The sequence below is a fragment of the Roseobacter sinensis genome (assembly GCF_025755255.1).
GTDB classification, from domain to species: Bacteria; Pseudomonadota; Alphaproteobacteria; order Rhodobacterales; family Rhodobacteraceae; genus Roseobacter; species Roseobacter sinensis.
Genome location: NZ_JALIEB010000002.1, coordinates 1 through 22,035, shown reverse-complemented (window position 1 = coordinate 22,035; position 22,035 = coordinate 1). Strand labels below are relative to the sequence as shown.

Here is a 22,035-nt window from a genome sequence, read left to right as displayed (position 1 = left end):
TATGCTGCGTCCGAACCAAAAGGATGCCGCAGTGCAGAATAATCCGCACACCACGCTCGTGACCCCGACAGCGCCGATTGCGAATGACACGCATGGCGGGCGGGCGAAATGCCTGCAACGGCTGGTGCGACTCGAGCTGCCGGTGCCGCGTACGGTCGCGCTGTCCTTCGATGCAGTACAGAGGATCGCCCGGGGCGAGATGCCTGATATCGCGGCCATCGTCTCGCAGTTCCCGAACGGGGCCCTGCTCTGCGTGCGGCCGTCCTCGGAAGACCCCGACTGGGGCGGGCCGGGTGCCGTGCTGAACATCGGCATGAACGAGGCACGTTTCACCGCACTGGCCGAGCGTCTGGGTGACGCCGCCGCCCGAGCGATCTACACACGCTTTGTCGAGAACTACGCGGTCGATGTCGCACGGCTTGACCCGGATGTCTTCGAGGATGTGGAGGGGGATGGGCCGGATGGGTTGGCAGAGGCACTGCGCGCCTATGAAGCGGAATTGGAAGAGCCCTTTCCCGGCGATCCAGCCGAACAACTCGCCGCGGTCCTGAAGTCGATGGCGCGGGCCTGGGATGGCACTTCGGCCCGCCTGCTGCGTCAGGCGAAGGGCGCGCCGGTCGACGCCGGGCTCGGGCTTGTGGTCCAGGAAATGGCGCTTGGCCTGGGGCATGGCGAGTGCGGATCGGGTCTCTTGCAACTCGTGGACGGTGAGACCGGTCTGCCGCAGATCACCGGGCGCTATCTGAGCCAGAGCCAGGGCCGGGACGCGCTCGCGGCAAACGCCGCCGCGCTCTACCTCGGCCGCGATCCGCGCGGGCCGTCGCTGGAAGAGCTGGCGCCAGACGCCTTTCGGGCGCTGAAGTCACATGCCGAGCTGATGCGGGTCAAACTGCGCGAAGAGATGCAGGTTGAATTCGTGATCGAGAACGGGCAGCTCTTCATCCTCGACGGGGTGCGCGTGGCGCGATCCAGCCAGGCTTCCGTGCGAATCGCGGTGCAGCTTGCCGAGGACAAGATCATCAGCCGGGCCGAAGCGCTGATGCGTGTCCAGCCCCGCACGCTCTCGGAGCTGTTGCACCGGCAGATCAGCCCGCTGGCCAAGCGCGATGTGATCGGGCGGGGCATCGCGGCAAGTCCCGGTGCGGCCACGGGTCACATCGTCTTTACCGCTGCCGAGGCACAGGCAAGTGCGGCGCGCGGTGATCCCTGCATCCTGGTACGGCGCGAGACCTCGCCCGAAGACATCCGCGGGATGCATGCAGCCCATGCGGTGCTGACCGAGCGGGGCGGCATCACCAGCCACGCCGCGGTGATCGGACGGGGGATCGGCTTGCCCTGCGTCGTGGGCGCGTCGAACATACGGTTCAGCCCAAGCAAGAAGCAGTTGGTCGCGCGCGACGGGCGCGTGTTCGCGGCGGGGGAGATCATCACCATCGATGGATCCAGCGGCCAGGTTCTGGCCGGTGCGCCCAAGATGCGCGAGGCGGCGCTCGACGAGAGCTTCCAGAAGCTGATGGAGTGGGCCTCCGACCACTGCGATATCGGTATCCGGGCCAATGCCGATACCCCGGCTGACGCTCAGACCGCGCGCAACTTCGATGCGCAGGGGATCGGGCTCTGCCGGACGGAGCATATGTTTTTCGAACCCGGGCGCTTGACGGTCATGCGCGAGATGATCTTCGCCGAGACGTCGGAAGACCGGCGCGCGGTCCTGGAACGTCTGCTGCCGATGCAGCGGGCGGACTTCACTCAGCTATTTCGCATCATGGAGGGCAGGCCGGTCTGCATCCGGCTCTTTGACCCGCCCTTGCACGAGTTCCTGCCGACCGACCGCGCACGCCAGCGGGAGCTGGCCGAGGCCCTGGATCTGCCGCTCTCGGACGTCACCCGCCGGATTGACTCGATGTCGGAATACAACCCGATGCTGGGGCTTCGCGGTGTTAGGCTGGGGGTCACGGTTCCGGAAATCTACGAGATGCAGGCCCGCGCGATCTTCGAGGCGACAATCGCGGCCAGCGCAGAAGGCTTGGTCGTGGTGCCGGAGATCATGATCCCGCTGGTCTCGGCTCGGCGCGAGGTCGAGCTCGTCAAAACCTTCATTGACGCAGTCGCCGCCGCCGTCCGCACCGAGCTCGATCAGCCGTTTGACTACCGTCTGGGTGTCATGGTCGAGACGCCGCGCGCTGCGTTACGCGCGGCTGAGATCGCGCCGCATTGCGCATTTCTGAGTTTCGGGACCAACGATCTGACCCAGATGACCTATGGCCTTTCGCGAGACGACGCGGGGCGGTTCATGTCGGATTACGTGCAGCAGGGGGTCTTTCCGGAAGACCCGTTTCATGTGCTCGATACCGACGGCGTAGGCGAGCTTCTGAAGCTCGGGGCCGAACGCGGGCGGGCGGCGCAGCCGGATGTGACGCTCTCGATTTGTGGTGAGCATGGCGGCAACCCCGAATCAATTTCTTTCTGCCGGGATGCGGAATTCGACTATGTCTCCTGCTCTCCTTTCCGGGTCCCGGTGGCGCGACTAGCTGCCGCACAGCTGGCGATTGACGGCTATATACAGTATGCGTCCGAATAAGGCTTACAAAATATGGTAGTTGCTCGGATAACGTGTTGAGCGAGACTGTGCCGACGTTAACCATGTTGACGGCCGTAAACTTTACGTCAACTTTCGTTATCGGTAGAGCACCCGACGTTGAACTGCCGTTGGGGGACGCGCTGTGCGTAGGATCTGCAAAACGATTTTTTCGTTATCATTAGGATTAATTTCGGGCTTTTTGATCGCCGATACCGGCTTCGCCCACCAGGATGAATTGTCGGAGAAAGGCACCGTCGTTGACCTGCAAGAGGTGACCCTGCGCCGGATGCAAGACACGGCCTTGGAGCCGAAGGCCACGACACCCGTCGAATTCTCCAAACGTTGGCTCGATGCGCAGCCGCCGGCCACGGGCGGCCCGGAATTGGAATGTCTCGCAGAAGCGCTCTATTTCGAGGCGCGCGGCGAGACTGTCAAAGGCCAGTTCGCCGTCGCCGAAGTGATCCTCAACCGGGTGGAATCGGACCGGTTCCCAGGGTCCGCTTGTGGCGTCATCAATCAGGGCACAGGCAAGAAGTACCAATGCCAGTTCACCTACACCTGCGATGGCCATAAGGAGATCATCTCCGAGCCGCGCGCTTTCGAGCGGGTCGCCAAGGTCGCACGTGCGGCATTGGATGGTATGGCGCCTGAGCTGACCGAGGGTGCGACGCATTACCATACGACCGCGGTCAGCCCGCGCTGGAGCCGTGTTTACACCAAGACGGCGGCCATCGGCGAACACATCTTCTATCGCCATACCTGGCGCACCGCGAGCAACTGACGTTTTCGGGGGTTGGCGCGCCGCTGCCGGGGCTGCTAAAGGCCGAGTGACGCTTACGTTGGCGAATGCCAGCGGTACCGAAAGGCCTTGCCCATGACCTCCGAGATCAGACTTGCCTTCGCGCATCCGAGCGAACGATCCGAGGCCACCGCCGATGACGCGCCGCTGGATCGGATCTCGGTGCGCGATCACACCGTCGAGGTCGAGATCGGGGCGTTTCAGGCCGAACGCGGCGTGACGCAGCGGATCTGCTTCAACATCGTGGTCGAAGTGCGACCGCTGACCGGCCCGATCGACGACGATGTCGACCGGATCCTGAGCTACGACAAGGTCACCGAGGCGATTGCTGTCGAGCTGTCCGACGAACGGCTCAACCTCCTGGAAACGCTGGCCGAACGGGTGGCTGAGCGCATCCTGCTGGAGCCTCAGGCGATGCGCGCCTTCGTTCGGATCGAGAAGCTCGATCGGGGACCGGGCGCGCTGGGGGTGGAGATTGTCCGGGCCCGGCGGGATCACGCGCCGCGGCTGGCGGAAGACGGGCCTGCACCGCAGCCGCAGCTGATCTACCTCGGCAACAGGGCGATTGCCTCGCCGCATCTCACGGCATGGATCGACCAACTCGAAGCCGGTGGCAAACCGCTGATTTTCTGCGTCGGCGCGTCGGACACGCCTGCGCCTCAGATTGCCCACAAAATGGCGCAGCGGCGCATCGATCTGCTGGCCATCGAGCAGAACGCCTGGGTGCTGGCGTCGAAGGATGATCGCTGCGTCGTGGTGAACACGCGCACAGAGCTCGATTGGGCGATGAAGAACGGCCAGACTTGTGTCTGGGCGCCCTCCAAGATCGTCCTCGACGCGGTGGATGGGCCATCGGCGCAGCCCCGCGATGCGCTGGCTCTCGCCGTCTGGTTCGCCGCGACCTTCGAAGCCGAAGAGATGATTGTGATCGGGTCGGACCTGCCGCAACAGGCGTCGATCCCCTTGCGGTCGGTCCCGGCAGACGCAGCCACGCTCTGATCCATGGACGACTACCTTCGCCCGATCGTGCAGACCGATGTCGCGCGTCCGACCGAGGCATTGCCGCTCGCGGGGGGATGGGGCTGGTTCACGCAGCTTGAGGTGTTGCGGCGCGATGCGGCCCCTCGGATCGTGGCGGCAGACACGGTCGACCCGGCCCGGCTGGATGCCCTGACGACACCGCGGGCGCCCATTGCAGGGCTGACGTTCGACCGCCCGCGGATCATGGGCATTCTGAACGTGACGCCGGACAGTTTCTCGGATGGCGGCAAACACGCCTCGGTCGAGGCAGCGCGCGCCGCCGCGATGACGATGCAAGCGGCCGATATCATCGACATCGGAGGCGAATCGACGCGGCCCGGCGCCGCAACCGTTCCGGCCCAGGATGAAATCAGCCGAACTGCACCGGTGATCGCTGCGCTGAAAGCTGCAGGCGTGAAACAGCTTCTGTCCATCGATACCCGCAAGGCTGGTGTCGCCGAAGAGGCCCTGGCAGCGGGTGCGACCCTCGTCAACGATGTCTCGGGCTTCACATTCGATCCTGCGCTGGCCTCGGTCTGCGCCCGGCATGCGGCCCCTGTCTGCGTGATGCACACGCAGGGGGATCCCGAGACCATGCAGCGGAACCCGCAATATGATGATGTTCTGCTTGACGTCTATGATGTGCTGGCCACGCAGATCGAGATGTTGGAACGGCAGGGCATTCCACGCGCGCACATCATTGCCGATCCGGGGATCGGGTTCGGCAAGACGCTTCCGCACAATCTGGCCTTGCTTGCACGCCTGTCGCTGTTTCACGGCCTGGGCGTACCGCTCCTGCTGGGAGCCTCGCGAAAGGGCTTTATCGGGACACTTGGTGCGGAGCCGCAGGCCGACCGGCGCTTGCCCGGATCCCTGGCCGTCGCGCTGGCGGCATTGAAACATGGGACACAAATCGTGCGCGTGCATGACGTTCCGGAAACGGCTCAGGCCATTGCGCTTTGGCGGGCGAGCGTGGCAGGTTGCGCGGATGGATAAGCTCTTTGGAACGGACGGGGTGCGCGGCACCGCGAACAGCCACCCGATGACGGCCGAGATGGCGCTGCGCATAGGCGCCGCAGTGGGGCGCTACTTCAGTCGGGATGGCTCGAGCGTGCATCGCGTGGTGATCGGCAAGGACACCCGGCTGTCGGGCTACATGTTCGAAAACGCGCTGACCGCGGGGCTCACCTCGACAGGGATGAACGTGCTGCTGCTTGGCCCGGTCCCGACACCGGCAGTGGGTCTGCTGACGCGGTCCATGCGGGCCGATCTCGGTGTGATGATTTCGGCCAGCCACAATCCTGCAGTCGACAATGGCATCAAGTTTTTCGGGCCCGATGGCTACAAGCTCTCCGATCAGGTGGAGGGTGAGATCGAGGCCTTGATTGCGGCGGGTGTTCCCCCGATCGAGGCGAAGTCCATCGGACGGGCAAAACGGATCGACGATGGGCGCTTTCGGTACATCGAGCGGGTGAAGTCCTCCTTCCCGCGGCAGCAATCGCTCGACGGGCTGAAGGTGGTGGTGGATTGCGCAAACGGGGCGGCCTATCGCGTCGCGCCCGAGGCCCTGTGGGAGCTGGGTGCAACCGTCATACCAGTTGGTGTGGCTCCGAACGGGCACAATATCAACGATGGCTGTGGCTCCACCCACCCCAGGATGGCGGCGGAGACGGTCGTGGCCCATGGTGCGGATGTCGGCATCTGTCTTGATGGCGATGCGGACCGGGTGATCCTGCTCGATGAAAACGGCCAGGTCGGGGATGGCGACCAGTTCATGGCTCTGATGGCGGCGCGCTGGGCGTCCGAGGGCCGTCTGGCCAACAAGGCGCTGGTGGCGACGGTGATGTCCAATCTGGGGCTGGAGCACTTCCTGAAAGACCGAGGCTTGAGGCTCGAGCGCACTGCGGTCGGCGACCGCTATGTGGTGGAGCGGATGCGCGAAGGCGGCTTCAACCTCGGCGGCGAGCAATCGGGCCATATCGTGATGTCAGACTACGCGACGACAGGGGACGGGTTGATGGCCGGTCTGCAGTTCCTGGCGGAGATGATGCGATCCGGGCAACCGGCCAGCACGTTGCTGCGAAATTTCGAGCCGGTGCCGCAATTGTTGAAGAATGTGCGGTTTTCCGCAGGCCAGACGCCGCTTGAGGTTGAGAATGTGAAAGCTGCCATCGCCCAGGCCGAGGCGGAACTGGCCGGCCGTGGACGATTGCTGATCCGCAAATCGGGCACGGAACCGCTGGTGCGGGTGATGGCCGAGCACGAGGACGCAGCATTGATGGAACGGGCGGTCGAGCACGTCGTCGAGGCCGTCGCCGACGCTGTGTCGGTCCGAGGTTAGCGGCGGGCGAAGAGGCGCCTGAGTGCGCCGTACTGGCTCAGACCGACACCGGCGAGGATCAGGCCCATCGCCCAGAGCAGCGAGGGCGGCAGCGGCTCGTTCAAGATCGCGGCCCCGAGCACGACGGACCAGACCGGCACCTGGTAGTTGGTCAGCGACATGAAGACCGGGCCGGCCGAGCGCACAACGAGCACCCGCAAGAGGTTGGCCGCAGCCGTGGGGATCAGGCCAAGAGCGACCACGACGAGGATCGTCCGGGTATCGGGCAGCGGCGGCGGGCCCTCGACGATCACGGCCATGGGCAGAACCAGAGCGGAGCCGATCAGAAGAAGCACCGTCGACAGGCCAATGGGATCGACCGGCGGCAGGCGGCGCATCAGGATTGACGAGACCGCATAGCAGCTCGCAGCGCCGAGGCAGGCGGCGCGGCCAGCCGGTTCCATCGACGCGCCCGTCGTCTCGAAGGCCTGCGCGCCGATCAGAACGCAGACACCGACGAAGCCGATGACGAACCCGAGGCTCTTGCGCAGTGTCAGGCGCTCTCCCGGCACCAGAAGGTGCGCCAGCGGCAGGACGATCAGAGCGACCGCGGCCATCGAGACACCGGCAAAACCGGAGGTCACGAACTGCTGGCCCCAGGCCAGAAGCATGAAGGGGATGGCGGAACTGAGCGCGCCGATTGTGGCCGCGGCCTTCCAGTCCGACCGTGTCGGCGGCGCTTCGAACAGGCGGAACCCGATCACCGCCCAGATCGCTGTCATCAATGCCGCTGCAAACCCGATCCGGCCGGCGGCAAGCCAGAAGGGCGTGAGCCCTTCCAGCGCAATTTCCGTCACCAGAAAGGTGCCACCCCAGGTGAAGCCCAGCAGGCCCACCATGAGCCAGCTGCGCAGCGTGATGACCGGCGCTGTGGTCATGCGGCGTTCTGCCCCGGTCCCGAAGCGGAACCCCGACGCGCCCCGGTCGTTTTCTCACCATACCGAAAGGAGAGAGACATGGATTTTACCTATCTGATCGTCATCCTCGCGCTGATGACGCTATTGGCCGTGATCGTCTTTGCCATGATCAGCAAGGCAAAAGTGGAAAAGCGGAAGGATGACCCCGACAGTACGAAGTCGACGCTGGCCGCCGACGCGCGATCCGATAGTGAGCCCGTCGACGCTTGAGCAGTGCGAAATGAGGGCCCGGCAGTCGACGCCGGGCCCCTTCTGTTAGTTTTTCGATTTGTCGACCATCTTGCCGGCCGAGATCCAGGGCATCATGCCACGCAGGGTCTCACCCGTGCGCTCGATCTGGTGTTCGTCGTTGATCCGCCGCGTGCCTTTGAAGAAGGGCTGACCCACAGCGTTCTCCTGCATGAAGTCCCGCACGAACTTGCCGGTCTGGATGTCGGTGAGGATCGCCTTCATCCGCGCCTTGGTTTCGTCGTAAGGCAGCACGCGTGGGCCGGAGACATATTCGCCGTATTCGGCGGTGTTGGAGATTGAGTAGTTCATGTTCGCGATGCCGCCTTCGTAGATCAGGTCGACGATCAGCTTCACCTCGTGCAGGCACTCGAAATAGGCCATCTCGGGCGCATAGCCCGCCTCGACCAGTGTCTCGAAGCCCATGCGGATCAGTTCCACCAGACCACCGCAGAGCACGGCCTGTTCGCCGAACAGGTCGGTTTCGCATTCTTCGCGGAAGTTGGTCTCGATGATGCCGGAGCGGCCGCCACCAATGGCCGAGCAGTAGCTGAGGCCGATTTCCAACGCTTTACCGGAGGCGTCGTTGTGCACGGCCACAAGGCAGGGCACGCCGCCCCCCTTGGTGTATTCGCCCCGCACGGTATGGCCAGGGCCCTTGGGCGCCATCATCACCACATCAACGGTGTCTTTCGGCTCGATCAGCCCGAAATGCACGTTCAGCCCGTGCGCAAAGGCGATGGCCGCGCCGTCGCGGATGTTGTCGTGCACGTATTTCCGGTAGGTCTCGGCCTGAAGCTCATCGGGCATGGTGAACATGATGAGGTCGGCCCAGGCGGCGGCTTCGGCGATCCCCATGACCTGCAGGCCTTCCCCTTCGGCTTTCGCTTTGGACGGCGAGCCATCGCGCAGGGCGACGACAACATTCTTGGCACCGGCATCCCGCAGGTTCAGTGCGTGGGCGTGGCCTTGGCTGCCGTAGCCCAGGATGGCCACTTTCATGTCCTTGATCAGGTTCACATCGCAATCGCGATCGTAGTAGACGCGCATGTCAGATTATCCTTCGTATTGATTTGATCCGGAGCGCACTGTACTGGGCCACGAGTGGGATGGAAGTGGCGTTCAGATGAGTATTTGTGGACGGGTGAAGTAGATCATGTGCCAGATTGGAAAAAATCGGAAAAATCATGCTTGACGATATTGATCGGCGATTGCTGCGCCGCTGGCAGTCCGATGCCAGCCTGAGCCCTGGCGAGCTTGCCGACGCGATTGGGATCACGGCGGGCAAAGCCGCGCGGCGTTTGGCGCGGATGCAGGAGGTGGGCGTGCTGGAGGGCGTGTCGGCGGTGATCGACTGGGCGGCGCTGGGTTACGCTGTCGAAGTGTCACTGCGGGTGACGCTGGATAAGACACAGGCGCGCGCCTTCGACGAGTTTATCGAGGCGGCCCGCGCGGTGCCCGAGGTGACGGAGATCCAGACCTTTCTGGGGCGGGTCGACGTGCGGCTGAACATCGTTGCGCGGGACATGGCACATTATCAGAGGATCTATCGCGACCGGGTTCTGACCTTGCCGCATATCTCCGACATCGCAGCACTGATGCAGATCGCGCGCATCAAGGCGGAGGAGGCGCTGCCCCTGTGACCGACCTCGACGATCTCGACCGCGCGCTCCTGCGCGCGCTGGCGCAGGATGCGACGCAAAGCGCCGGGGCGCTGGGGCGTGCGCTGGGGCTGTCTCAGCCCGCGGCCTGGCGCCGGATTCGCAAGCTCGAAGCCGCAGGCGTGCTGCGCGGCCGCCGGCTGCGGCTGAATGCCGAGAAGCTGGGCTTCGGCGTGACGGTGTTTCTCGGCATCAAGCTGGCGACGAAGGGTCGTGTCAGCCTAGAAGATTTCGAGCGCGCGGTCAGCGCCATCCCGGAGGTGCAGCGGGTCGAGCATGTGCTGGGGCTATACGATTACCGGCTGAGGGTGGTGGCCCGGGACCTGCCCGATTTCGAACGGGTGCTCCGGCGGCGCATCATGACGCTGCCGGGGGTCGGCGAGGTCGAAGCCAATGTGCTGCTCAGCGAGGAACGGCGATTGGGGCCGATCGGCTAAGGTCGGCGGCGCCGGTTTCCGATGCTGCACACGCGGGCTCGATCTTCTGCCCAGGTATACCGAAGTAGACTTTGCCATGCCCCGCCCGGCAGGCTAGGTCTGGCCCGGCAACAGGGAGGTGAGATCATGGCTGCATTGCTCGATACGGTGGATCCGACGGGGTTGGAGGAATTCTCGGTGGTCTTCACGGACCGTTCGCTGAACTCCATGAGTGCCGCATTCCAGCAGGTGATGAAAGACATCTCCGCCCTGTTGAAGGAGGTCTACGCCGCCGATGCGGTGGCGGTGATCCCGGGGGGTGGCACCTATGGGATGGAGGCGGTGGCGCGGCAGTTCGCGCGCAAGGCCGAGGTGCTGGTAGTGCGGAACGGCTGGTTCTCCTACCGCTGGAGCCAGATTTTCGAGACCGGTGATCTGACCGCCAATACAACGGTAATGAAGGCCCGGCAGACAGGGAACAGCACCCCATCTCCCTTCGCACCGGCGCCCATTGATGAGGTGAAAGCTGCCATTGCCGCGCAGAAGCCTGACGTGGTCTTTGCGCCGCATGTGGAAACCAGCGCCGGCGTGATCCTTCCGGATGACTACATCAAGGCGATGGCCGAGGCGGCGCATCAGGTGGGCGCGCTGATGGTACTCGATTGCATTGCCTCCGGCTGTGCCTGGGTCGATATGCGCGCACTTGGGGTTGATGTGCTGATCTCGGCACCCCAGAAGGGCTGGTCGGCCTCACCCTGCGCGGGGCTGGTGATGATGTCGGACCGGGCCGTGGCGCGCTTGGCCGAAACCCAATCGGACAGCTTCGCGATCGATCTGGGCAAATGGCACAGCATCATGAAGGCCTATGAGGACGGTGGGCACGCCTATCACGCAACGATGCCGACGGATGCGCTGCGCGCTTTCCGCGACACCATGCTGGAGACGCAGGCGTATGGGTTCGAGCGTCTCAAGGAGGCGCAGTGGAGACTGGGGGACGCAGTGCGGGGCATGCTTGCGGCCAAGGGTGTGATCTCGGTGGCCGCGGATGGCTATGGCGCGCCGGGCGTGGTGGTCAGCTACACAGCCGATCCGGACATCCAGAACGGCCGGAAATTCGCCGCGAAAGGGATGCAGATTGCCGCGGGCGTGCCGCTGCAGTGTGACGAGCCTGCCGATTTCCGCACGTTCCGGCTCGGTCTCTTCGGGCTCGATAAGCTTTACGATGTGGATGGCACGGTCGGGCGGCTGCAGCGCGTGATCGATCAGGTGCTCTGAGCGCCGCGCACGCCCAGACCCATCTGCATGAGTGTCCGGCGCACGGGACCCATCGCATAGAGCGCATTCAGCGCACTGGCGCGGGCGTCGCGCAACAGCGGCGCGCGCACCTGGCTGGCGCGGTTGAGCAGGTCGATCCCCTGAACGCGCAGCGTGATGTCGGCATAGCGCGCCCGGTGATAGGCATCGAGCATCGTCCGATCGCCGAGGTCCTCCGGACGCGCCTGTGCGAGGGAGAGCAGCGTCGCCGTATCGGCGAGGCTCATGTTCAAGCCTTGTGCGCCGATGGGCGGCACCACATGGGCGGCTTCGGCAATCAGGGCGAGACGCTCACCCGACAGCCGCTCGGCCTGCTGGCTGATGATGGGCCAGATGCTGCGCTGAGAGGCCAGGGTCAGCGGGCCGAAGAGATGACAGCTGCGCGCGGTCATCTCCGCCTCGAATGCCTGTACCTCCATCTCGAAGCGCGCCTGCGCCAGCGCGCCATCATCCATCCAGACCACGGCCGAGCAGGGCAGCCCCTCATGATCCGGCAGCGGCACCAGTGTGAACGGCCCGCCCGTGCGGTGGATCTCGGTCGAGACGTTTTCGTGCGGGATAGGATGGGTGACCGCAAAGGCCAGCGCCTTCTGACCGTAGCGCGTTGTGCGGACGTCGATTCCTGCGGCCTGCCGCATCGGCGAATTGCGCCCGTCCGCGGCGACCACAAGCCGGGTGCGGACGCGGGTGCCATCGCTCAGCCCGACACGCGCTTCGCGTTCGCGGGTGAAAAGGCTCTTGGCGGCCACACCGCTGCGGAAGTCGACGTTCGGCAATTCTTCCAGCCGGCCGAGCACCTCCCGCCGCAAGAGCCAGTTCGGAAAGTTCCAGCCGAAGGGGAGGTCGGACACATCGGAGGCGTTGAAATCGCGGGTCAGACGCGCTTCGGGCTCGGGGCCGCCCGCATCCACGATCCGCATGATCTGTAACGGCGTGGCATGCTCAGCCAGACGCTGCCACAGACCCGCGGCCTCCAGCACCTTGCGTGCGGGTTGCAGCATCGCGGTGGTGCGCATATCCGCGCCTTTCGCCTCGCGCTCGGTCACCGGCGGTGCCGGATCGACGCAAGCGACATCGAAGCCCGCGGTGCCAAAGGCGGCCGCGGCCGTCAGACCGGCAATGCCGCCGCCGGAGATGAAGATATCGCAGCTTAGATCGGTCACGCGCAGGTCCTTTCCTCTGCCAGCCAGACTAGGGATCGGCCGGGGAAATGGCCAGCATCGCTCAGCCCTTGGTGATCAGCAGGAGCAGCACGAAGATGATCGGCACCATGGCCAGCGCCGGCAGGTAGAGGCCCGGCAGGCCGAAGGTCAGCGCTGAGGTCATCCAGAGGCTGACAAACCCAATCAGCGCAAACCAGACATTGTTCTTGTCGCCGAAGAGCAGGTCCTTGGCGACCCAGCCCAGCACGGGGATCTTGAAGAATAGACGCTGCCAGAGCGGCAGGGATGAGGTAGTCACGGCGATGGTCATCGATACGGCTCCTTACTCGCATTTGCTGTGAGATAGGAACCGGCGCGCCGCTTCACAGAGGCCGGATTGTCGCAGGCGATCAGATCAAGCGCGACAGAAAGCCGCTGAGATCGTCGGTGTGAAACTCGATGTGATGCCCGTCTCCGCGGGCATCTGCCACATGCACCGTGCGCATGCCGATCTCATGCGGCACCTTGAGGTTGCGCGCGTCGTCTTCGAACATCGCGGCGGTTTCGGGCCTGAGCCCGTCCTTGCGGAACACTGCGTCGAAGGCGGCGCGGTCGGGCTTGGGCTGGAACTCCGCATCCTCGACCCCGTAGATCGCGTCGAAGACGCCGCTGAGCCCGCGGGCGGCCAGCACCCGTTCGGCATAGGGCGCACAGCCATTGGTATAGACGATGCGGCGGCCGGGCAGGGCGCTGATCTGCGCGGCCAACTCGGGATCGGGCGTGAGGCTGTCCATGGGGATGTCGTGCACATCCGTGAGATACGGGCCCGGGTCCACGTCATGCTCGCGCATCAGGCCGGCAAGGGTGGTGCCATGTGTCGCCCAGTAATGCTTGCGCAGCCGGTCCGCCTCGGCGTGATCTACCTTCAGCGTGTCCATCACATAGGCGGTCATGCGCACTTCGATCAGGTCGAAGAGCCGGGCGGACGGCGGATAGAGCGTGTGGTCGAGGTCGAAGACCCAGGCGTCGACGGCGGCAAAAGCGGGCTTTGGCATGCCGCTGAGATAGAGCGCTGCGACGCTCTGCGCAAGCGGCACGGGGTTGCGCCGGTACGGCCGGCCTCGCTAAGGTGGCGGAACCAGTGAGATAAGGGCGATGGCCATGGGCTTGCAGAAACCGCAGCCGACCGATGCGTATTCCATGATTCTCGATGCGATTGACCTCGGCGTCTACCGGCCGGGCGACCGGCTGGTGGAAAGTGAGCTGGCCGAGCGGTTCGGAGTGTCGCGGACACCGATTCGCGAGGCCTTGCAACGGCTTGAGACCCAATCGCTGCTGGCGCGGGACGGGCGCAGCCTGATTGTCGCGTCGCTCGATCATAACCAGATGGCCGAGCTCTACGTGGTGCGGCGCGAGTTGGAAGGGCTGGCCGCGCGTCTGGCCGCGCAGCACGCCACGGAAGAGGAGGTGCGGATCCTCCGCGAGATGGTCGAGGCGGACAACGCGCTCACCGAGAACCCGGTGGCCCTGGCGCGTGCGAACCGGCGGTTTCACAAGCAGATCCATCTTGCCTCGCATAACCGCTATCTCGTGCAGCAGCTCGATCTGGTGCATCGCACCATGGCGCTGATGGCGACGACCTCTCTGGCCGCTGACGGGCGCGGCAAGATCGCGCAGGCGGAGCATGACGCCATCGTCCGCGCCATCGAGACCAAGGACGCGGAAGCGGCCGATGAAGCGCTGCGCGAGCATATCTCGGTGGCGTTCATGACCCGGCTGAAGCAGGATGCGGCACGCCGTGAGGAAGAGGGCTAGGCGCAAAGATCAGCATTCCTTCGCGTTCGCGTAGAGCTAAGGGAGGCGCCCGCGCCCAGGTGGGGCGTGAAACGCCCCACCTGGGCGCGGGCGCTGCCCGGCGGTTCCCGCCGGACGACGGCATCCTAGGGCGGGAACCGCCCTAAGGTTTGTCCGTCTGATCGGAGACGCCGTGCTGGGTCTTGTCCCAGAAGAACGGTGCGCGGATCATCTCCCACAGCGCCTTGTAAGCGGCGAGTGCTCCGAGCGTGAAATAGAGCATCATCGTCGGCACGTAAGCGGTCAGATGGCGGTGGGCCGGCCCGGAGACAGCATAGAGACCCATGCCGAGGCTGAGCAACTCGGAGAAGACGAAGAGCCCTGCAAGCACCCAGACCGCCTGAGCGCCAAGCGTCAATTCGACCGGATGCGTGACCCCGAAGAACGTTAGCCAGAACGACCACAAGAGCGGCGCGGCCGCAAATTGCGAGAAGGTGGCAAGAAACATCGTCTGCACGCCCAGAAAGCGCTTGAGACCCAGGTCGCGCAGCAGGGTCCGCGGGTTTCGCATGTGCACGAAGTAGGTGATCATGAACCCCTTGAGCCAGCGCGAGCGCTGCCGCACCCAGGGCCAGGCGCGGCTGGTCGCCTCTTCATGTGTGACCGTGGGCAGAAGCTCTGTGACATAGCCGTGGCGCGCCAGCCGCACGCCGAGGTCCGCGTCTTCCGTCACGTTGTGGGCGTCCCAGCCGCCCAGGTCCTCCAAGGCCTCGCGCCGGAAGAAGAGCGTCGTGCCGCCCAGCGGCAGCACCAGCCCCAGTTTGGCAATGCCTGGCAGGATCACCCGCCACCAGGTCGCGTATTCAATGGTGAAGCAGCGCGAGAGCCAGTTGGTTCGGGAGTTGTAGTAGTCGAGAACGCCTTGCAGACACACGACATTCTCAGGTGCGTGATGGAAGCGCGTGACCACACGTTCGATCTGGTCGGCCTCGGGCCAGTCCTCGGCATCCCAGACGCCGACAATGCTGCCGCGGCAGAAGTCCAGCGCATAGTTGAGCGCGCGCGGCTTGGTGGTGAGCGCGCCGGCGCCCGGTACCTCGATGACGCTCATCCAGTCTGGCAACTCGGTGCGGGCGATGGTCTGGCGGGTGGTCTCGTCGCCTTCCTCCAACACAAGCACGACGTTGAGCAGCGATTTCGGATAGGTGAGGCGGCTGAGCCGGACGATCAGCTGGCCCGCGATTTCCTTCTCGTTCAGAAGCGGGACGAGCACGGACACCCGGGGCAGCCTGAATTTTCCGGTGTTCAGACTGTCCCGGCTCACGTGGCGCGCGGGCGGCTGCGTGAGTTGCGCGACAAAGGCGGCTGCTTTCATCGTGGTCGTCATGGCGAGGGTCAGCACAGCCCAGAGAACGCCCAGCGTGATCGTCCAGGCGGGGGCTGCGATCAGCGCTGCGAGAAGCAGGCCGACGCTGCCGAGAAGCCAGCGTGTCCGATGCGGTGCCCGGGCAGCCCAGCTGCGGCAGCTCTCTGCCTCCGACACACGTGTGACGGCCTTTTCCGCAAGCTCGGCCCCGTAAAGACGGCTCAGATGCGATTGGATCTGCACCTCGTCGGCAATCACGGGGAAGAGTGACAGCCCACGCCGCCTCATGGTCACACAGAGCGCTGCGAAATCCGCCGGGCTGCTTGTGGCGACGAGGATCCGCAGGCCGTCCCGTTTCCAGGGCACGACCCCATGGCGCAGGCAGACCTTGGCCGGCAGGGTGGCTGCGATCTTGGCGGTGGGTGGCTCAAGATCAAGATCGGCGGCCTGCGCGCGGCATTGCGCGGCCAGCGCGTCGAGCACGTCGCGCTTCTCGAGCAGACCCTCGGACACCATGATCTCGCCCAGCGGCGCATCGACGTGCCCCTGGATCTTCAGCGCATGCAGCAGATCTGTCTGCGCAATCTTGCCCCCGTCCACCAACATGCGACCAATGGGCTCGTATGAGATGGCCGGTGAGGCCAGATCCGGTTCCGGGACCGGGTCTGTTACGACCAGCCGCAGGGTGTTCATCTTCAAATGCCTTGCCTAAACACAACCGGCGGCAAGCTGTCAGAACAGGGTTAATGATCTGTTAAATTAACACTTTTTCAACTTAGACGCGTAAAGCCGCAGATCAGGCGGCGCGGTCGGCCATCGCTTTTGCGAACCGCTCAAAGAGGTAATAGCTGTCCTGCGGGCCGGGGCTTGCCTCGGGGTGGTGCTGCACCGACCAGACCGGGCGCTCCGCCATACGGATGCCGCAGTTCGAGCCGTCAAAGAGCGATGTGTGCGTCTCGATGACACCTGCGGGCAGGGTCTGTGCGTCGACGGCGAAGCCATGGTTCATCGAGGTGATCTCAACCTTGCCGGTGTCGTGGTCCTTGACAGGATGGTTGGCGCCGTGATGGCCGTGGTTCATCTTGATCGTCTGCGCCCCAAGGGCAAGCGCCAGCATCTGGTGGCCGAGGCAGATGCCGAAGACAGGCAGCGATGTCTCCGACAGGACCTGTTGGATCATCGGGACGGCGTACGCCCCGGTCGCCGCCGGATCGCCGGGCCCGTTGGACAGAAATACACCGTCAGGCTCGTGTGCCATCACGTCTTCATAGGTGGCCGTGGCGGGCAGGACGGTCACGTCGCAGCCCGCAGAGGCCAGGCAGCGCAGGATGTTGCGCTTGGCGCCATAGTCGACGGCAACGACCTTGTACTTCGGGTCCGTCTGCGGCGCATATCCGTCTGGCCAGGCCCACCGCATCTCGTTCCAGCGGTAGGATTGCGCGCAGGTCACCTTCTTTGCCAGGTCGAGCCCTTCGAGCCCGGAGAAGGCGCGCGCCGCAGCCAGCAGCGCTTCCACATCGAAATTGCCTTCCGGATCATGGGCCAGCGCCACATGCGGTGCGCCGGCGTTGCGGATTGCGCGGGTCAGGCGGCGGGTGTCGACCCCGCCCATCGCAATGCGCCCGCGCGATGCAAGCCAGGCGTCGAGGTCCTGCGCTGCACGCCAGTTCGAGGGATCGGTCGGCATCCATTTCACGATCATGCCTTCGGCGACCGGATCGCCGGTTTCGTCGTCTTCGGGATTCACGCCGACATTGCCGATATGCGGGAAAGTGAAGGTCACGATCTGGCCCGCATAGGATGGGTCGGTCATGATCTCCTGATAGCCGGTCATCGCGGTGTTGAAGCAGAGCTCCGCCACCGTCTGTCCCGTGGCACCGAAGCCCGCGCCGTAGAACAGAGTGCCATCGGCCAGCGCCAGACAAGCGGTTGGGCGGTCGGATGCAGACGGCTGCATGGGCGATCCTTTCGGGCAGGCGGGCGCGGTGAAATCGGGCGGACCCTAGACGCGGGGTTGGGGTGGGTCAAGGCCTGTTCCGGCGCCGGTCCCCGGAGCTGTTCGGAAAGTGACGCGGCGGATGATGTTGCGGCGACGGCCCATGTTGGATAAGGTCCAAGGCTTGAACAAGCAGGGCCCGGGGGGACGTGCCGGGCTGCCAGGTCAAAGGATTCAACAGCATGGAATTGCGTGCGAAGGTTTCGACCGCACTGAAGCAGGCGATGAAGGACAAGGCGGCCGATCGGCTGTCGACCCTGCGCCTGATCAATGCGGCAATCAAGGACAAGGACATCGCGGCCAGGGCCGAGGGCAACGACGAGGGTGTCGGTGAAGCGGAAGTCCTGGCGATCCTGGGCAAGATGTCCAAGCAGCGCATGGAGAGCGCGCGCGCCTACGAAGAAGGTGGCCGGCTCGACCTCGCCGAGGCAGAACGCGAAGAGATCAAGATCATCGAGGAGTTCCTGCCGCAGCAGCTCAGCGAGGAAGAGGCGGAGCAGGCCGTGACCGACGCGGTCGCGGAAGTGGGCGCCGACAGCATCCGCGACATGGGCAAGGTGATGGCCGTTCTGAAGGCGAAATACACCGGGCAAATGGATTTCGGCGCGGTCGGTCCCAAGGTCAAGGAGCGGCTGAGCTAGTCGCGGACCGGCCGCTTCGAAGAGCGCCTGTCACGCAGCCAGACGGCCACGACGCGGTGCATGGGCCACTTGGGCACCAGCGCGCGCCCAATGAGGCGTCTCGATCTTTGGTCAGGACGGCTGTCGTGATTGGACCAGCGTCCAAGTCCGAGCCGCAGCATCGTGTAGTGGTCATAAGATGACATGACGGTCCTCGCATTTTTCGCGAAGATCGCGCAGCGCTGCTGACAGACTGCTGTCAGCAGCGCGTGCTAGGATGTCAGCAGTCAACGAGGGAGGCGCCGGTGCCCCGATCCGATCGGCTGTTTGAAATCATCCAGATCCTGCGCGCCGCTCGGACGCCGCTGACCGCAGAGGCGCTGGCGCAGCGGCTGGAGGTCTCCAGGCGCACGGTCTACCGCGATATCGCCACCTTGCAGGCCCGGCGCACGCCCATCGTGGGCGAAGCGGGCATTGGCTATGTCATGCGTGCAGGATACGATCTGCCACCGCTGAATTTCGACGCTGAGGAGATCGAAGCGCTGCGCGTCGGGCTTGCGATGCTCACGCGCACCGGTGACGGCGGCTTGCAGGCCGCGGCGCATCGCATCCATCATAAGGTCGATGCCCTGCATGGGCCGGCGGATTGGTTGCAGGTCTCACCTTGGGGGGCGGCCCCGGATGATCCGCGTGCGGGCTGCGTTTCCGTGGCTGTGTTGCGGGATGCGATCCGCCGGGCGGTGAAGCTGCAGCTCGGCTATCGCGACGGAGCGGGCCTGCACACTCTGCGAGTGGTGCGCCCGCTGGCGCTTGTCTACCATGTGGAATGCGTGATGCTGGCCGTGTGGTGCGAGCTGCGTGGCGCCTTCCGGCATTTCCGAACGGATCGCATGGAAGACTGCGCCGTTCTCGACAGCTCATTCGCAGATCAGATGGAGACGTTGCGGGCCCTGTGGCTTGAGGAGAACCGCTGGGACCGTCCGGCGGTGGAGCTGTCCGGTGTCTAGCGGCGCCACGCGCGTTGCAACTCGTCATAGAGCGAAACGCGCTCTTCCTCGCTGAGGAAGGCGCCGATCTCGACCTCGCGGCCCATGCCCTTGAGCGTCACGTAATGTGGCACCGGGCCGTCTTTCTCGTATTTGGTGATGGTGGTCCAATAGCGGTTGCAGTCCCAGGTCCGAACAGCGCCGGACGGATCTTCGCGAATGAGGTGGGCCTCCTCGTCATCCAGCGTCAGGGTCTCGGTGATCTGCCGGGCGCGGTAGTTGCGCTGCAGCGCAAAATAGATACCCCAGACAGCGGCGAGCAGGAAGGGCAGAAGCCCCCAGAGGATCGGCGAGCCCAGCAGCGGGAGCGTCGGGATGCAGATCAGCGTGAAGGTGGTGAGCACGAAAGCGGCCATACCGCGCGCGGGCAGTGAATTGTGCGGCCAGAGCTTGAGCGTCTGCGGGCTCGTGCCCGGGTCGGATGTCCACTGGTATGGCATGACAGAAATCTTAGTCAGCGATCCTCTTCGAAGCAATGCGACAGGTGGACCGAAGGTGTCCGCGCCGATTTGGCGAGGGGTCCGGCGCGCAGCCGCGGGCGCCCGTGCCTCTTTTCGTGGCAGATCCGGTCATCGCAGCGGAGACTGTCTTTCCGGCAAAAAAGCCCGCCGCGGGGCGCGAAAGGCCAGCCGCGGCGGTAGTCAGTCGTGATGCCGAAGGGGACTTTGGCGGCGCCGAAGGCAGGTCGGCGCGGCGGAGCATCACGAAACCAAGAACTCTGTGGGTCGGGCATCCGCGCGCGAGGACATGGCCGCGCGGATGCCCTCTTCCGCGCTAGAACCCGTCGTTGAAGGCCTTCTGGTTATAGCCATCGACCGGTTGCGTGGTCGCACCACTGGCGATCTCGGCGCGGTAAGTCTTGAGCAGGCCGCGCGTCCCTTCGGGGTTGGCGGCGATCTGGCGGAAGGTCTGTTCACCGCCCGCCTGTGCACGATTGTACGAGCGCAACAGCAGCTCTTTCTCAAAGGAGGTCAGCTGGCCACTGGGCTGATAGCCCATGTAGCTCTGATAGTCGGATATGGCGGTACGGCTCTGACGGCCGAGCTGGCCATCGACCGTACCGGCGTTGAAGCCGAAGTAGTTCAGCGACGTCTGGATCTCGCGGCCTTCTTGTGTCGCCGGGATCGACGAGCGATAGCTGCGCTGCGTCGTCCCGCTCTGACGGACCGTCGGCGCGCGGTAGATCGTCTGCTGCTGGGCGCGGTTGCGGTCCACGTTTTTCTGGATCTGCGAGCCAACCACGCCGCCGATCAGCGCGCCGGCAATGAAGTCCTTGCCGTCGGCGGCCACCCGGGCCGCCGGGGCGAATGCGATGGCTGCCGCGAGGGCAGCGGATGTCATGCGTGTCGAGAACATGGGTCTCTCCTTTGTGGTCACTGGCAGGTGAACGCCGGCCACGACACCTCTGTTCCTCCCGCTGGAGCTCACGACCCATCACGGCTGCGTTCCGGCAAAGACCCGCTGAGGCGGCTGCATTGGGTCGGCAAAAAAGCACTCGGAGTGCGCGGCCGACGCCGCCCGCGCTAGAGCTGCATGCGCCGCGCGCGCTGCGCCAGCCCCTCCAGATCCGCGGCCAGCGTGATCAGCCGGGCGACCAACGCGATGTCGCCTCGGGTGGCGACGTCATATGCGTGGTCCTGCACATGGGTCGCAGAGCGTTCCAAACTCTGAGCGACCGTCTCAAGCACCGTGTTGGTCGGATGGCCCGCGCGCTTCTCGATCGCATTTCTTTTGTTGCGGCCGGACCCGTCACACGTCATATCAATCCCCTCACACGTTCTTTTTGATCTGTGCGGCGTGGGGTAGCGGCTCGGGCGCGCGCGCGCATGTCACGCAGCTGCGCCACAGCGCGGCGTCAGGTTACAGTGCCCTTGCTGTATCTCAGCACGCCCGAGCCCAGCCCGCGGATCGCGGCAGAGGTCCGGTCGCTCACGTCGAGCTTGTCGAAGATACGCCGCGTCAGCGTATCGACCGTGTGAGGCGAGATCCCGAGGATATCGGCAATCACCGAATTGCTCTTGCCATGCGCGATCCAGCGCAGGATCTCACGCTCGCGGGGTGAGAGATTGGCGGCCGCCATGCTGCTGTCGGCGGTGATCTCGCAATAGCGGATGTGCGCAATCTGAGCGGCGCATTGCAGCTCGAAGACCTGCTCGGGCGAGGGGTTGAAGGACGTGTGGCCAAAGCCCATGCCCATATAGGCATGCCGCATGTTGGGTCCGAAGACCTGCACCGCGAGCCCGTCGCCCAGATCGGCGTCCTCCAGATCGCGCAGATAATCGGCCTGGGCCGGCATCAGCTCGGTGATCTGATCGGTGTGGGACCAGAGGAAAGGCCTTGAAAAGCGTGCGGCGAGATCGGGAATGGGATCGACCTGCATCAGGTTGTCGCCGAGGTAGCGGCAGACCCAATCCTCGGGAAAGCCGAAGGTCGCGATGCCGTGGGTGTCGTCCGCACCGTACCGCTGATCGTCACTGTGATAGCTGACGCGCTGGATGCCGCAGGCGGTGAAGTGCTCGATGGTGCGCTGCCAGAGGTCGGGCAAGCGCTGGGCGGATTTGCAGCTCTGCGCGAACTGGGTCAGCGATTGGCGTCGGATCATGGTGCGGATTTCCCCCTGGCCGCACAGGATAACGCGGCGGCGCGGTCTGTCGAGAGGGGGAGCGAAAGTCGGCAGTGCGGGACAAGGACGAAACCGCTCTCGCGGTATTGGCGCTTGGGGCAATGACAGTGCATTAATTCAGCAGTGGATTTG

The 22,035-nt window shown here is 64.7% G+C and carries 23 protein-coding genes; 12 read left to right on the top strand and 11 right to left on the bottom strand.

The window, feature by feature from the left end; translation table 11 throughout:
* Position 1: 1 nt before the first annotated feature.
* From MUB52_RS02925 to glmM, 5 genes are all read left to right on the top strand, one after another.
* Positions 2-2,581, top strand: coding sequence for a pyruvate, phosphate dikinase (locus tag MUB52_RS02925; RefSeq protein WP_263842697.1), 2,580 nt, complete (start codon positions 2-4; stop codon positions 2,579-2,581).
* 142 nt (positions 2,582-2,723) lie between these two features.
* Complete coding sequence (locus tag MUB52_RS02920) at positions 2,724-3,362, top strand: cell wall hydrolase (RefSeq protein WP_404818177.1); 639 nt, start codon at positions 2,724-2,726, stop codon at positions 3,360-3,362.
* Positions 3,363-3,455: 93 nt separating this feature from the next.
* Positions 3,456-4,379 (top strand): dihydroneopterin aldolase, encoded by a 924-nt coding sequence (locus MUB52_RS02915; protein ID WP_263842696.1) that lies wholly within the window; start codon positions 3,456-3,458, stop codon positions 4,377-4,379.
* A 3-nt stretch (positions 4,380-4,382) separates the two neighbouring features.
* On the top strand, positions 4,383-5,396 hold the full coding sequence (gene folP, locus MUB52_RS02910) for a dihydropteroate synthase (RefSeq protein ID WP_263842695.1): 1,014 nt from the start codon (positions 4,383-4,385) through the stop codon (positions 5,394-5,396).
* Positions 5,389-6,741, top strand: a complete 1,353-nt coding sequence (gene glmM / locus MUB52_RS02905) for a phosphoglucosamine mutase (protein WP_263842694.1) — start codon at positions 5,389-5,391, stop codon at positions 6,739-6,741. The genes folP and glmM overlap by 8 nt, the downstream gene beginning before the upstream one ends.
* Here glmM and MUB52_RS02900 read toward each other — a convergent pair.
* Positions 6,738-7,658, bottom strand: a complete 921-nt coding sequence (locus MUB52_RS02900) for a DMT family transporter (protein ID WP_263842693.1) — start codon at positions 7,656-7,658, stop codon at positions 6,738-6,740. The two genes, glmM and MUB52_RS02900, sit on opposite strands and share 4 nt — an antisense overlap.
* Positions 7,659-7,736: 78 nt before the next feature.
* On the opposite strand from MUB52_RS02900, the gene MUB52_RS02895 reads away from it, so the two are divergent.
* Positions 7,737-7,907 (top strand): hypothetical protein, encoded by a 171-nt coding sequence (locus MUB52_RS02895; RefSeq protein ID WP_263842692.1) that lies wholly within the window; start codon positions 7,737-7,739, stop codon positions 7,905-7,907.
* Between the two features lie 45 nt (positions 7,908-7,952).
* On the opposite strand, the gene ilvC is transcribed toward MUB52_RS02895, so the two are convergent.
* Positions 7,953-8,975 (bottom strand): ketol-acid reductoisomerase, encoded by a 1,023-nt coding sequence (ilvC, locus tag MUB52_RS02890; RefSeq protein WP_263842691.1) that lies wholly within the window; start codon positions 8,973-8,975, stop codon positions 7,953-7,955.
* A gap of 137 nt (positions 8,976-9,112) precedes the next feature.
* On the opposite strand from ilvC, the gene MUB52_RS02885 reads away from it, so the two are divergent.
* The 3 genes from MUB52_RS02885 (at position 9,113) to MUB52_RS02875 (ending at position 11,277) form a co-directional block, all read left to right on the top strand.
* On the top strand, positions 9,113-9,568 hold the full coding sequence (locus tag MUB52_RS02885) for an Lrp/AsnC family transcriptional regulator (RefSeq protein WP_263842690.1): 456 nt from the start codon (positions 9,113-9,115) through the stop codon (positions 9,566-9,568).
* Complete coding sequence (locus tag MUB52_RS02880; RefSeq protein WP_263842689.1) at positions 9,565-10,023, top strand: Lrp/AsnC family transcriptional regulator; 459 nt, start codon at positions 9,565-9,567, stop codon at positions 10,021-10,023. Before MUB52_RS02885 ends, MUB52_RS02880 begins: the two co-directional genes overlap by 4 nt.
* 126 nt (positions 10,024-10,149) lie before the next feature.
* A complete protein-coding gene (locus MUB52_RS02875) occupies positions 10,150-11,277 on the top strand; it encodes an aminotransferase class V-fold PLP-dependent enzyme (RefSeq protein ID WP_263842688.1) in 1,128 nt (375 codons plus the stop codon).
* Here the strand turns inward: MUB52_RS02875 and MUB52_RS02870 are convergent.
* The 3 genes from MUB52_RS02870 to MUB52_RS02860 form a co-directional block, all read right to left on the bottom strand.
* Complete coding sequence (locus MUB52_RS02870; protein ID WP_263842687.1) at positions 11,265-12,479, bottom strand: UbiH/UbiF family hydroxylase; 1,215 nt, start codon at positions 12,477-12,479, stop codon at positions 11,265-11,267. The genes MUB52_RS02875 and MUB52_RS02870 overlap by 13 nt on opposite strands.
* Positions 12,480-12,540: 61 nt before the next feature.
* A complete protein-coding gene (locus MUB52_RS02865; protein WP_263842686.1) occupies positions 12,541-12,789 on the bottom strand; it encodes a hypothetical protein in 249 nt (82 codons plus the stop codon).
* Positions 12,790-12,868: 79 nt separating this feature from the next.
* Positions 12,869-13,513, bottom strand: a complete 645-nt coding sequence (locus MUB52_RS02860; protein ID WP_263843138.1) for a pyrimidine 5'-nucleotidase — start codon at positions 13,511-13,513, stop codon at positions 12,869-12,871.
* A gap of 106 nt (positions 13,514-13,619) precedes the next feature.
* On the opposite strand from MUB52_RS02860, the gene MUB52_RS02855 reads away from it, so the two are divergent.
* On the top strand, positions 13,620-14,273 hold the full coding sequence (locus MUB52_RS02855; protein WP_263842685.1) for a GntR family transcriptional regulator: 654 nt from the start codon (positions 13,620-13,622) through the stop codon (positions 14,271-14,273).
* 142 nt (positions 14,274-14,415) lie between these two features.
* On the opposite strand, the gene MUB52_RS02850 is transcribed toward MUB52_RS02855, so the two are convergent.
* Together MUB52_RS02850 and carA are read right to left on the bottom strand one after the other, a co-directional pair.
* Positions 14,416-16,311 (bottom strand): glycosyltransferase family 2 protein, encoded by a 1,896-nt coding sequence (locus MUB52_RS02850; RefSeq protein WP_263842684.1) that lies wholly within the window; start codon positions 16,309-16,311, stop codon positions 14,416-14,418.
* A 103-nt stretch (positions 16,312-16,414) separates the two neighbouring features.
* Positions 16,415-17,575 (bottom strand): glutamine-hydrolyzing carbamoyl-phosphate synthase small subunit, encoded by a 1,161-nt coding sequence (gene carA / locus MUB52_RS02845; RefSeq protein ID WP_263842683.1) that lies wholly within the window; start codon positions 17,573-17,575, stop codon positions 16,415-16,417.
* Positions 17,576-17,796: 221 nt separating this feature from the next.
* On the opposite strand from carA, the gene MUB52_RS02840 reads away from it, so the two are divergent.
* Together MUB52_RS02840 and MUB52_RS02835 are read left to right on the top strand one after the other, a co-directional pair.
* Positions 17,797-18,255, top strand: a complete 459-nt coding sequence (locus MUB52_RS02840; RefSeq protein WP_263842682.1) for a GatB/YqeY domain-containing protein — start codon at positions 17,797-17,799, stop codon at positions 18,253-18,255.
* Between the two features lie 284 nt (positions 18,256-18,539).
* Positions 18,540-19,241, top strand: coding sequence for a helix-turn-helix transcriptional regulator (locus MUB52_RS02835; protein ID WP_263842681.1), 702 nt, complete (start codon positions 18,540-18,542; stop codon positions 19,239-19,241).
* Here MUB52_RS02835 and MUB52_RS02830 read toward each other — a convergent pair.
* The 4 genes from MUB52_RS02830 to MUB52_RS02815 all read right to left on the bottom strand — a co-directional run bounded on the left by MUB52_RS02830 (position 19,238) and on the right by MUB52_RS02815 (position 21,882).
* Positions 19,238-19,720: a DUF2244 domain-containing protein gene (locus tag MUB52_RS02830; RefSeq protein ID WP_263842680.1), complete on the bottom strand. Its 483-nt coding sequence runs from the start codon at positions 19,718-19,720 to the stop codon at positions 19,238-19,240. The genes MUB52_RS02835 and MUB52_RS02830 overlap by 4 nt on opposite strands.
* 334 nt (positions 19,721-20,054) lie before the next feature.
* Complete coding sequence (locus MUB52_RS02825) at positions 20,055-20,636, bottom strand: peptidoglycan-binding domain-containing protein (protein WP_263842679.1); 582 nt, start codon at positions 20,634-20,636, stop codon at positions 20,055-20,057.
* Between the two features lie 167 nt (positions 20,637-20,803).
* Positions 20,804-21,040, bottom strand: a complete 237-nt coding sequence (locus MUB52_RS02820; RefSeq protein ID WP_263842678.1) for a hypothetical protein — start codon at positions 21,038-21,040, stop codon at positions 20,804-20,806.
* A gap of 95 nt (positions 21,041-21,135) precedes the next feature.
* Positions 21,136-21,882 (bottom strand): helix-turn-helix transcriptional regulator, encoded by a 747-nt coding sequence (locus MUB52_RS02815; protein WP_263842677.1) that lies wholly within the window; start codon positions 21,880-21,882, stop codon positions 21,136-21,138.
* Between the last annotated feature and the right edge of the window lie 153 nt (positions 21,883-22,035).